Origin of the sequence: Lysinibacillus sp. CNPSo 3705 (assembly GCF_028674935.1) — a bacterium.
Classification (GTDB): Bacteria; Bacillota; Bacilli; order Bacillales_A; family Planococcaceae; genus Lysinibacillus.
Genome location: NZ_JAQZSD010000097.1, coordinates 1 through 11,829, shown reverse-complemented (window position 1 = coordinate 11,829; position 11,829 = coordinate 1). Strand labels below are relative to the sequence as shown.

The window sequence follows — 11,829 nt, the reverse complement described above, 5'->3', positions numbered from 1 at the left end:
ATTAAAAAATTATATATTTCAAAAAATACTATGATCTTTAGATAGTTAATGGAAATACATCTTGCTTATTACACACCTCTACATCCTCCTGTATAGCTACTCTGAAATCACATCACTGTTGCCTCTGGCTCATACGATATCATTTCTTTGATTGTATTGCCTTCTCCCATAATAGCTACTGTTGGCTTATGATCTTTTGCCTCTTCGTTATCTACGTACACATAAGAAATTATAATTACAATATCTCCACGTTGCACTAGGCGTGCGGCTGCACCATTCACACAAATAACGCCTGATCCACGTTCCCCTGCAATAATATATGTTTCAAAACGTGCGCCATTGTTGTTATTAACGATATGCACTTTTTCGTTTGGCAACATCCCTACTGCATCTAAAATATCCTCATCAATCGTAATAGATCCAACATAGTTTAAATCTGCTTGTGTCACTGTAGCACGGTGGATTTTACTATTCATCATCATTCGTAACATATTACAATCCTTCTTTCATATTAAAGATACAATTATCAATTAATCGAGTTTTACCAATATAGACGGCTGCAGCTATAAGCACTTGCTCTGTCTCAGCAGTTACAGGTATTAAATCTGGATATGCTAATAGTTCAATATAGTCGATGTGACCGTGTGTGCGTGCTGCAATGTGTGCCTTTGCTTTTGCAAGCGCATTCGCTGCATCCCTATTCGCTAAAAAACTATCACGAGCAAGCTGTAGCGCTTCATGTATTGCTGGCGCCTCAAGACGATCCGCTTCACTTAAATACACATTACGAGAGGATTTCGCTAAACCGTCCTTTTCCCGTACAATAGGTACTACTCGCATTTCCAAAGGGAAATTAAAATCGCGTACCATCGTAGCAATAATAGCAACCTGCTGTGCATCTTTTTGTCCAAAATAAGCTCGTGTCGGCTGTGCTAGGTGAAATAATTTCGATACAACCTGTAAAACACCATCAAAATGACCTGGACGGCTCGCTCCACAAAGAATAGTTGCCTGTTCACCCGCATGAATACGAATAACACCATCATGCGGATACATTTCTTCAATACTCGGTGCGAAAATAATATCTACGCCGACAGACTCTGCTAAAGCGGTATCCCGTGGCAAATCACGTGGATAGCTTTCAAAGTCTTCGTCTGGCCCAAATTGTGTTGGGTTGACAAAAATACTCATTACGACTAAATCATTTTCGGCTCGAGCTGTTTTTGCTAGCGTTAAATGACCCTCATGTAAATAACCCATTGTTGGAACGAGTCCAATTGTTTTTTGAGCTTGCTTAGCCGCTTGGATTTCTACGGTTAATGCTTGGACTGTAGTGACGACTTTCATTACTTTACGCCCCCATATAGCTGATCTAGTGCTTCCTCTTTCATCGTGAAGGAATGCTTCGGCGCAGGGAATGTACCTGCCTTGACCGCTTCTACGTAACTAGCAATTCCACTGCTCGCTTCTTGACCCATATTAGCAAACTGTTCCACAAATTTTGGTACATGATGTGAACCGTAGCTTAACATGTCATGATAAACCAACACTTGTCCATCAGCCTCAACACCAGCCCCAATGCCGATTGTTGGAATAATGAGATTAGCGGATACCATCTCTGTTAGCTGATGCGGAATACATTCTAAGACGACTGCACATGCTCCAGCCTCTTGACATTTTTTTGCATCTTCAATGAGTTTCTTAGCCTGTTCAGCTGTTTTACCCTGAACTTTGTAACCACCAAGCACTCCTGCTGATTGAGGTAGTAAACCTAAATGAGCTACCACCGGAATGCCAGCTGACGTTAATTTACGAATTGCTGGTAGAACATCGTCTGCTCCCTCTAACTTTAGTGCATCTGCACCTGTTTCCTGCATCATGGATACGGCCGTTTTCAACGTCTCGTGTACATCACCGTGGTATGAACCAAATGGCATATCCACAACAACAAACGTATCCTTTGCCCCTCGGCGCACCGCTTTTGCATGGTGAACCATATCGGCCACGGTTACTGGCATTGTAGAATCATAGCCTAGTACTACCATACCTAGTGAATCTCCCACTAGAATCATATCGACGCTTGCTTCCTCGGCAAATTTTGCAGCAGGATAATCGTATGCAGTGAGCATCACAATTTTCTCACCTGCTGCCTTCATCTTTAAAAAATCTGAAGTCGTTTTCATCATGTAGTCCTCCTTTTTTAAAGAAAGAAAACAGAAAAACCCCTCTGTTCCTAAAATGGACAGAAGGGTGGTGTCGTTCGTCATCAAAAATCACCTCTCGTTGTTGATTAGAGGCCATAACTTAATAAAGGGATAAGGAAATACATCTCTTTGAGAGCATTGCCCATTCCATTGTATAAAGTTATATTTTTGAACGCTTGTTTTCTTCCGTCCCTGTCATTAAAAGATCAAGGCAGATATTTTTGTAAATTGTACTTGCGTTTTGAAGGTGCCGTTCACGAAAGGATACTGCCCTTCGCACATACTATAACAGATTCTCCTAGTAATCTTCAAATATTATTTTCTAATAATTACGATCAATAGCTATGCCAAACTCAAACCATTCGTTTCTGAAAGTTTGATTTTCGATAAACTTCAAACATTGTAAATAGCAACAGAGCAAATAAAAATGTGAATAAACCAGACGTTACATTTGTATCTGGTACAAAGACATCCCAAAATGCATTAATGAAAGCGTGGAAAATAATACAGAGAAAAATACTTTTAGTGGAGAGGTAAATAATTGTTAATAAAAAGGACAGCGCTAAAGCTGTTAGGGAAAACCATAGAAAATTCATGTTCATTTGATTTGATCCAATGACAAACCATAATGGCAAATGCCAGACTGTCCAAATAACACCCACAATCATTGTACTCATGAAGGGAGACCATCTTTTTTGTAATGTAGGCTGTAAAAAACCACGCCAGCCAATTTCCTCTAATCCTCCACCAATAATCATGATTGGTAATTCAAGTAACGCCAAATACATTGGATTCTCCATAGTTGCTCCGCCCCATAGCGTTGGTAAAAAACAAGCCACAAATGCTAATCCGATTGCAAATATGTACCAAGATACAGGATGCTTAGGATTTTTTACATTATGGATAAATGATTTGAACTCTTCTTTAGTCGAATATTTCTTTTTCAACCAAATCTCACAAATTGCAGGAGTAACTCCGCCGAGAATAAATAATAGCAATGATATTGCATTCCCAAACTTCAGCAAATTTAGCTGTGTGAATAAGGCTAAACTGCCCCATATGATCCAAGATGTTGCAAAGGTATAAAATAGAAATCTTCTTATCTCTATTCCCAACTTTCATCCACCCCTTCTTTCACATCCAATAGTAATAATACGGATTTGCAAAGCGTATTCATCAATCGAATCTCATCAAACTGCACTTGATCATTTGAGAACATCCGGTAACATTTTTGCAAGACAACGTCTCTCACAATGCCATCAATGGATGTCATGATAAAAGTAGTTAAATCTTCTATCGAAACCTTAAGCTGAAAGCATCCTGAAGAAATGCCCTTATGGATTGAATGAAAAATTTGTTGCGTAAAATATTGCCCACTTTCATGCTCATAAATGCCAGATAAAATTTTCTTTTCTCTATCTGGATTGTTAGCAAATAAAATCGAAAGCTCAAATTGGATTTTGCCAACTGTTGATACGTTTTCCTTCATGTACTCTCCGAGAAAATTAAATAATTTAATGATTGTTTTTGTGGGAGAATTACTCGTATCCGTAATTTCATCGATAATATGTTTATAGTCTGCATTAACATTTACTTGATTTATAACCTCAATAAGTATTTCATCCAAGTCTGCATAATAACGATAAATCCCACCCTGACTTACTCCTGACGCTTTAATAAAATCCCTCATCGTAATTTCATAAAGTGGCTTGACTTTACATACTGCTATAGCCGCTTCTAAAATGCTGTTTTTCTTTTCCTGTACATATTCATAGCTTACCTTTGGCATTATCTCAACCTCCAAACATCAAAAATGACACTACTGTCATTTTATCGTAATCAATTTACCTTTTATTGTCAACGGAATGTGACAACTATTATTTTTATTTTTCTCATGCGTTTTTTTATGAAAATTGACAATTAATGATATTTGTAATATACTTCCACCATACTATACGACGTATAATATAAAACGTTGTATAGTTCTACATTGTGAGGTGAGAAAAGATGACATTTCAACTTGGCTCAGCTTTACTTGACGCTTGTGTACTCGCCATCGTCGATAAAGAGGATGCTTATGGTTACTCATTAACACAGCAAATACAATCCGTAATGGATATATCAGAATCTACGCTGTACCCAGTATTACGCCGTTTACAAAAAGCTAATTGCTTAACAACTTACGATCAGCCCTATCAAGGCAGAAATCGACGGTATTACCAAATTACCGAGCAAGGTCGCATACGATTACTAGAGCTATTAAAAGAATGGCAACAGTATAAAGAAATGGTTGATTGTGTACTTTTAGGAGGGAAATATGATGAATAGAGCAAGCTATTTGAAAAAGCTTCGGGGGAAATTACAACGCCTTCCAGCGCATGAGATTGATGCTGCGCTTGCCTATTATGAGGAATATTTCGATGAAGCAGGAGAGGAAAACGAACAGCGGGTCATTCAACAACTAGGCTCCCCTTCTCATGTTGCATCACAAATATTGGCGGACTATGCCTTAAAGGATTTAGAAGCTACTTCAACTTCGACTAAGAAGAATGTGTCTGCGATGTGGCTTATTATTCTAGCAATATTATCTGCCCCTCTTTCATTACCGTTACTTGTAGTAGCTATAGCCCTTATTTTTTCATTTGGGGCAGTTATATTCAGCGTTATCATTGCTATTTTCGCAACTGTACTTAGTATCTTTTTCGGTGGAATCGCTGCACTTATTTCAGGCTTCTTCATTTTAACTCAGGACTGGCCAACAGCATTACTCTTTATGGGTGTTGGCTTTATCGTAACAGGTTTGGGCATCCTACTTTTCCCAATCGTTGCTCGTTTGATCAAAACAATCGTTATTGTTTGTGTTGAAGCATTAAGTAAACTATTCCATAAAATCACGAAGAAACGGAAGGAGGGTTACTAATGACTTCCCGACATACCCATATTGCCATTACTATGATCGCTTTAGGCATACTGTTAGCACTAGTTGGTTATTTCTCTGGTGGAAAATGGAGTTTTGAAATAAATGATGAAGGTATCCAACTGCCCGAGAACAATAAACTAGTAAGCAATTCCTATGAACTAGATGATTTCACTAATCTCAATATTATTAATCCCTACGGAGATGTTGAAATAGTTACTAGTGATCGTTATGCATTAGAAACAAATGTTATTAATGTTGATGATGTGACGTACAGTATGAAAGACCATACATTAACTGTTGAAACAAAGAGTAAAAAGAAGAATCGTTTTCAATTCGGATTTACTAGCTTTAGAACTCCTTCCATTAAAATCTATGTGCCTGCAGATGTAAAACTGAAAACCGTTGTCCTTAATAGTAATTTTGGGGATACAACCATTCATGGTTTGCAATATCAGGAGTTAATGCTAATTGAAGATTTTGGAGACATACTTTTGAAAGACACTACTGGTGATAAAACAGAGATTACACAATCATTTGGTGATATGAAGCTACAACAATTTTCAAGTAATGGCTTCGCTGCCGAAAGTGAACATGGTGATATGAACATTGATGGAACATTAAATGGTCAATCCACTATTACGTCTAACTTCGGGGATGTTACACTGCATTTACAAAATAAAAAGAGTGAACTTGGCTATGAATTACAAACTGACTTAGGGGATCTTACTGTTGATGACGAGGATCAAAACAGCAAAGTATCGCGATCTTATAACGGTGATAACCAACTAAAAGCAACTATTTCACATGGTGACTTACAATTAAGGTTGAAATAAAGATAAGCTACCGATTCAATTTACTTCACTAATAAGGCAGAATTACATTTTGTGATTCTGTCTTTTTTTATATGATTAAGTTCCCTCATTTGATTAATAGTTGTAATTTTCCATTTATTATATAATATTCATATACACATATGAGTATATTCGTACGGTTCTTGTATGTGAAGGCAGAATCTAAGGTGAATCAGGTCAGTTACGGCATCATCTTTGATAGAAAATACGATTATTGAGGTGAGCAAAATGAAAATTAGACAAGCAAACATTGAAGATGCTCAAGGTATCGGAAAAGTACATGTTGACAGTTGGCGAACAACATATAAAGGCATTCTTCCAGATGATTTTTTGAATAACTTATCTTACGAGCAGCGCACAGAACTCTGGAAGAAAAATATTTCAGACGCTACGAACTATGTATTGGTGGCAGAAAATGAACAAGATGAAATAATCGGCTTTGCAACCGGTGGCACAAGAAAAACTAATTCAGTACCGAATGCAACTGATTTAACTTCTATCTATCTTTTAGAAGAATATCAAGGAAAGGGAATCGGGAAGAAACTACTCAAAGAAGTATTCACCTATTTTCAACAAAAAGGATACAAAAAAGTATTTGTTGAAGTATTAGCCGACAATAAAACACGTGATTTCTATGAATATTATGGTGCACAATATGTCAATAACGTAGAAATAAAAATTGGTGGAAAAATAGTAGAAGAGCTTATTTATGTATGGAATGATATAAATAAAGTGATAAAAAAGTAAATAAAAATTTTTTATTGGAGGGCATGTAATGAAAACGATAGCGGAACAATCTCTTTATCTGTTTCTTTTACTTTATTCATTTATTTGTTCGGACTAAAAATGGAGTATTCAGTTAAATATGACTCTGGATTCTTTTTTCTTCCAATAGTTTTACTAATACTTTCTCTGATCTTCTTTAGACAAGACTACAAACGTGAAAAAAATATACAAAACTAAATTGTAATTCTAAAAAAGAACGTATATTTTCACATTTGAAAATATACGTTCTTGTTAAGTGAATGTTTGTGTTTTTATAAAATTTTTATATCTCCAGAATAAATTGTTCGCACTGTACCATCATCCTCTGTTAGCTGTAGTACACCTTCATCCGTAATCCCACTGGCAATGCCTTCAAAGCGTCCACGTAGAGTCGTTACTTCAATACGTTGTCCAATAGTACACGACATTTGTTCCCATAGCTTTTTAATGCTAGCAAAGCCTTCCTTCACGTATAAATCTGTGAATTGTTCTAAATATTGAAGAATAGATGCAACAAGGGCTGCACGATTAATTTCCTCACCTGCTTCTAACCGTAAAGACGTAGCTATATTAGCAATTTCTGGGGAGAAATCTGATTCAACCTGGTTTGCATTAATACCAATGCCTACTAGCAGTGCTTGTACACAATCTGCCTCAGCCTGCATTTCTGTTAATATACCGGTACATTTTTTACCGTTAATGAGCAAATCATTTGGCCATTTAATAGCTGGTTCAATTTGTTTATATAATGTTTTTATCGCCATCGTAACTGCAACTGCTACGACAAGTGTAAACGATGAAGCTTGCTGAGGAGTAACATCCGGTCTCACAATAACGGTCATCCAAATACCTGTGCCATTTGCAGATTCCCATGGACGCGCCATACGACCACGGCCAGCTGTTTGCTCCTCCCCGATTATTATCGTACCATGCGGAGCGCCTTCCTGTGCAAACTTATGAGCGATTGTTTGTGTTGAATCTACAACATCAAAATAATGAATTTCACGTCCAAAACGTTCCGTATTTAAAAATAGTTCAATTTGAGTTGGACTTAAGCTATTTGGTACACCCGTCAACACATAGCCTTTTTTCTTTACCGTCTCAAATGTATAGCCTTCCTCCTGCAACGACTGCATATGTTTCCATATAGCTGTACGGGATACTCCAAGGGAATCTGCTAGCTCCTGACCCGAAACCGCTTCACCATTAGCCGCTAATATTCTTTTTAAAATTTCATCCTTCATGGAAATACTCATACTCAAATCAATCCTTTATTAAAATATACTATCACTTATTTTTTATTAAATTTAAAATTTGATGTAAAGACTCTTGATTCATCAGTGCATTCTTAATATTGAATTTTTGGAACTACTAACACATTATTTTGTTTATGTATAAACATTGTTTTCTCATTTTTCTCCAAACGTTCTTTCTAAAAAAACGATGACGAAAAGATAAAGCAAAAGCAAGCGACCTTATTTTAGATGACGTATGGTAATTGGTCACTTTTTGGTCACTTGCTATATTTTCATGCGTTCAAAACTCTTTTATTGAAGGCTATTCATTTTTCTTGGACAATCATTTCTTTAAACAAATAGCCGACACTTATTTTTCTATTTTGAATAATAAATATTATCATACTGCATATAGTCACATTTGACTACAATCAATTTTTTAACTAGCTTTTTAAATTTGAGGGGTTCACCTTATTATACTGTAACATTTTCTTATCAAATATAAAATCATATAAAGCTTAAAACTGAAAAACATCAGTATCATGGGATTATCCATAGACAAAACACTTTACTATGAAATCCTTTTATAAACATGGGCTTTTTTTCGTTTGCACTTCTTTGTGTGTACAAATTTAGGAAAAATCTACACAAACGTATTAAATTATTCAAAACTTTATAATGCAGAACAAGTCCAAAATTTGTCATTTTCAATACTTATTTACTTAGTTCATTAAACTGAAACTCTATGGATTTTTCTTTTGAATCTTATTGTAGTTTCTTCATTACTTGACGATAAGAGAATGCAATTAAAAGAATAACAACAGCAGAAATAATAAACGGAACCTCAGATGGTAGAACTTCAAACATCCACCCGTATACCCCCTGACCAATCGGCACTGATGCCATAATTAAAGCCATAACTATAGAAGAAACACCTCCAAGAAATTTATTATCAACTTCTTTCTGTAACTCGGTTTGGAACGCAATTGATACGTTAATCGATGTAATACCGAGTACTAAGTACAGTGCCAATATTAGATAGAAGCTAATTTGCAAGTTATTAATTATTCCAAATACTACAATACCTATACATAAGAAAGCTAGACCAATAATATTAATCATTCTGACAAACAACTGATCCGTGGTCAATTTTTTCTTAATAATGCCAGACAGGGATGCTCCGAAAACGACTCCTAAAATGACGATAATTTCAATAAATGCAAATTGTGTATTTGAAACTTTTAAATCAACTCTAGATATAAAAGGAATTCCTACTTGAGTAGCTCCATTGAAGAAGCAATTTTGAATAATGATACATGAAAGAATTATTTTCATTCTTTTGTCTTGTAAAATATATCGAATACCCTTAGTAAAATCTACTCTAAATTTCTTTAATGTACGCTTTTCGTCAGATACATTATCTGTTGGAATTTGCATAAAGAGTTGGATCAATGCCGCAAACAGGAAACTTATTCCATTCACTATCAACACAATAGCAATACCCAAATTAGTATAGATTAGTACACCCAAAATCGGACCAATTATATTACCTAATGCGAGTACAATCATATTCACTGCATTTGCAGCGGCGACATCTTTCTCCGCCTTGAAAATAGATGGAATAATCGTCATCACCATCGGTTCATCAAAAGATGACATAATCCCTACCGCAATCGCTATACCATAAATTATAGACAAACTGATCTCGTCACTTCCTATTAATAAGGCGATTATTAACAGTAAACTACCAGTTATGAGATCCAGAGTAACCAAAAGTCGTTTTCTGTTCAACCAATCAACTACAACACCACAAAATGGGCTAAGTAACACTCTCGGAATCAAAGCAGCCATAAGAATTGATGCAAATAAAATACTAGACCCTGTTGTGTCAATCACATACAATGCAAAGGCCATGCTTTGAACAAATGTCCCCATTGAGGAAATGAATTTCGCTAGGACAAGGATAATAAAAGACTTACTTTTAACTATTAAAGTATCCATACTTTTTTCTCCCTTGTTATTTTTGTACTTGACTCACTTGTGACATGTATTAACGTTTTATCTCCTTGCCTTTTCACATAAAAATTTGCCGTCTATAATCATTTCTTTATTCAGGCTTATTTTTGACAAATAAATTTTATCCAATTCCCATCTTCATGAACAATAACACTACTAAATCCTATAGATTTTAGTAATTCTTTTAATTCATTACTTTTTTTATAGTTATCCATGTGATATTCAATCTTATCCTTTTCGCAAGTTATTAGAAATACACCGTTCGATTTTAATATCCTATGTATTTCACTAAACCCTTTTTCAAGATTACTCCAGTAAAAATGAGTTTGAATGGCAGTTATTTTATCCATGGTATTATCTTCAAATGGTAGTGAAGCTACATCTGCCTCAAAAATTTCCGTACGATTTTGCTCTACCCATTTCTGATTTTTTTCGATAGATGATTTAACTGCTTCAGATGAAATATCTATTCCATATACTTTCCCTTGTGTAGTTTTATTTGCCAATCTATGAATTGTTTCCCCACCACCACATCCAACATCTAAAATATGATCATCTATTTGTATTTCAATATTCTGTAATCCCCAGTCTGTCATATTAACAAAGGTTTTGTTCCAAATTTTTGTCAATATATATCCAATAGCTCCCTTAGGGTGTGAAACCTGTCCAATTAAATAATTCATTGTTGGTTTATACAAAATCATTCCCAAAATCACAAATATAAAAATTTTCTTCATTCCAACCAGCCCTTTTGACAGCCACACCCAACATTCAATACATAATCAATTTGCTGAAAATCAGTATGTTGAAATCCCCAATCTGTACTTTCGAAATTTTTTTTTGTTCGAACAACACTTTTCCCTCCTACTATTTTGAAATTTAACTAATAATATTTCAAAACAATAGTATAACGACTTGCAAAAGATGTCAATAACTTTTGAAATACAAACAATTTAATTTCAAAACTTTATAAGTATCACTAAAGCTAACATAAAATGAACATAATCCAAGAAACGCATACAAGAGGAAAGCGACATTAACTAAAATAAAAAGAAGCCATTCGAGATGAATGGCTTGGCTTCTAAAAAACAAATAAATTATTTACTTTTTCCGATGATTCCATATAAAAATAGTTTGTGTAATTCTTGTTGTTTTATTTTTATTTTATCTGATTCAATTTCAATACTATTAATAGCTTCCATAAAATCTAAAATTGTAGCAGTTGAGATTGAATCATCTATCACATTTTCTTGTTTTCCCAATTCTATATAGCTTTTATAAATATCTTTTTTTATTTTATTAATGTTTTCAACCAAAAATTTCAGCAATACTGTATCTTCCAATGCCGAATGTGAAAAATATTCATGTAATGATTGATTGATTTGATTAGAACAGATGGAGAGCGCTTTATATAGTTTTTCCTTAAATTCCATTTCTTCAGTAAGCAAATTTTGTGCAAATTGCATAGTATCTTTCATTACAATGGTCACACACTCTTGTACTAATGCCTCTTTATTTCCAAAATAATTATAGATGGAGACTTGTGAAACATTAGCCAATGCAGCAATATCTTTTATACTAACTGCGGTAAATCCTTTTTCGCTAAATAATTCTAAAGAAGCATTAATGATCGCAGATTTCTTTTTTTGCGATCTAATTTCATACTTATTCATGTTTACCTCCAACTTCCTATACTTAGAAATATATCAAAAGTGAATTCTTTCGTTTTGAAATAGCGAGTATTTTTTAACATCCAATATAATATGATTATATCATAGATTTGAAATTCAGAATTAGATATTTCATATTTAGAAATACTATATAAAGCGTCCCTGAAA

13 protein-coding genes are annotated in these 11,829 nt (G+C 34.8%); 4 read left to right on the top strand and 9 right to left on the bottom strand.

The features are described from left to right. Positions 1-107: 107 nt before the first annotated feature. From panD to PVA17_RS23145, 5 genes are all read right to left on the bottom strand, one after another. Positions 108-491 (bottom strand): aspartate 1-decarboxylase, encoded by a 384-nt coding sequence (gene panD, locus PVA17_RS23165; RefSeq protein WP_079559947.1) that lies wholly within the window; start codon positions 489-491, stop codon positions 108-110. A 1-nt stretch (position 492) separates the two neighbouring features. Further along, positions 493-1,347 (bottom strand): pantoate--beta-alanine ligase, encoded by an 855-nt coding sequence (panC, locus tag PVA17_RS23160; protein ID WP_274069119.1) that lies wholly within the window; start codon positions 1,345-1,347, stop codon positions 493-495. Further along, positions 1,347-2,183, bottom strand: coding sequence for a 3-methyl-2-oxobutanoate hydroxymethyltransferase (gene panB / locus PVA17_RS23155; RefSeq protein WP_274069120.1), 837 nt, complete (start codon positions 2,181-2,183; stop codon positions 1,347-1,349). Before panB ends, panC begins: the two co-directional genes overlap by 1 nt. A 374-nt stretch (positions 2,184-2,557) precedes the next feature. Next, positions 2,558-3,319, bottom strand: a complete 762-nt coding sequence (locus PVA17_RS23150; protein WP_274069118.1) for a CPBP family intramembrane glutamic endopeptidase — start codon at positions 3,317-3,319, stop codon at positions 2,558-2,560. Continuing rightward, positions 3,310-3,993: a TetR/AcrR family transcriptional regulator gene (locus PVA17_RS23145; RefSeq protein ID WP_274069117.1), complete on the bottom strand. Its 684-nt coding sequence runs from the start codon at positions 3,991-3,993 to the stop codon at positions 3,310-3,312. The genes PVA17_RS23150 and PVA17_RS23145 overlap by 10 nt, the downstream gene beginning before the upstream one ends. Before the next feature lie 218 nt (positions 3,994-4,211). On the opposite strand from PVA17_RS23145, the gene PVA17_RS23140 reads away from it, so the two are divergent. From PVA17_RS23140 to PVA17_RS23125, 4 genes are all read left to right on the top strand, one after another. Continuing rightward, on the top strand, positions 4,212-4,532 hold the full coding sequence (locus PVA17_RS23140; RefSeq protein ID WP_132359204.1) for a PadR family transcriptional regulator: 321 nt from the start codon (positions 4,212-4,214) through the stop codon (positions 4,530-4,532). Then, entirely contained in the window at positions 4,522-5,124 is a 603-nt protein-coding gene (locus PVA17_RS23135) for a DUF1700 domain-containing protein (RefSeq protein WP_274069116.1), read from the top strand. Before PVA17_RS23140 ends, PVA17_RS23135 begins: the two co-directional genes overlap by 11 nt. Continuing rightward, positions 5,124-5,957, top strand: a complete 834-nt coding sequence (locus tag PVA17_RS23130; RefSeq protein ID WP_274069115.1) for a DUF4097 family beta strand repeat-containing protein — start codon at positions 5,124-5,126, stop codon at positions 5,955-5,957. Before PVA17_RS23135 ends, PVA17_RS23130 begins: the two co-directional genes overlap by 1 nt. A gap of 246 nt (positions 5,958-6,203) precedes the next feature. Beyond that, the gene (locus PVA17_RS23125) at positions 6,204-6,722 is read left to right on the top strand and encodes a GNAT family N-acetyltransferase (RefSeq protein WP_274069114.1); all 519 of its coding nucleotides are present in this window, start codon (positions 6,204-6,206) and stop codon (positions 6,720-6,722) included. 290 nt (positions 6,723-7,012) lie between these two features. Here the strand turns inward: PVA17_RS23125 and PVA17_RS23120 are convergent, their stop codons facing one another. From PVA17_RS23120 to PVA17_RS23105, 4 genes are all read right to left on the bottom strand, one after another. Beyond that, positions 7,013-7,996, bottom strand: coding sequence for a biotin--[acetyl-CoA-carboxylase] ligase (locus PVA17_RS23120; protein WP_274069113.1), 984 nt, complete (start codon positions 7,994-7,996; stop codon positions 7,013-7,015). Between the two features lie 744 nt (positions 7,997-8,740). Then, entirely contained in the window at positions 8,741-9,976 is a 1,236-nt protein-coding gene (locus tag PVA17_RS23115) for an MFS transporter (RefSeq protein ID WP_274069112.1), read from the bottom strand. Positions 9,977-10,092: 116 nt separating this feature from the next. Then, positions 10,093-10,728 (bottom strand): class I SAM-dependent methyltransferase, encoded by a 636-nt coding sequence (locus PVA17_RS23110; RefSeq protein WP_274069111.1) that lies wholly within the window; start codon positions 10,726-10,728, stop codon positions 10,093-10,095. A gap of 360 nt (positions 10,729-11,088) precedes the next feature. Beyond that, positions 11,089-11,664 (bottom strand): TetR/AcrR family transcriptional regulator, encoded by a 576-nt coding sequence (locus PVA17_RS23105; protein WP_274069110.1) that lies wholly within the window; start codon positions 11,662-11,664, stop codon positions 11,089-11,091. Between the last annotated feature and the right edge of the window lie 165 nt (positions 11,665-11,829).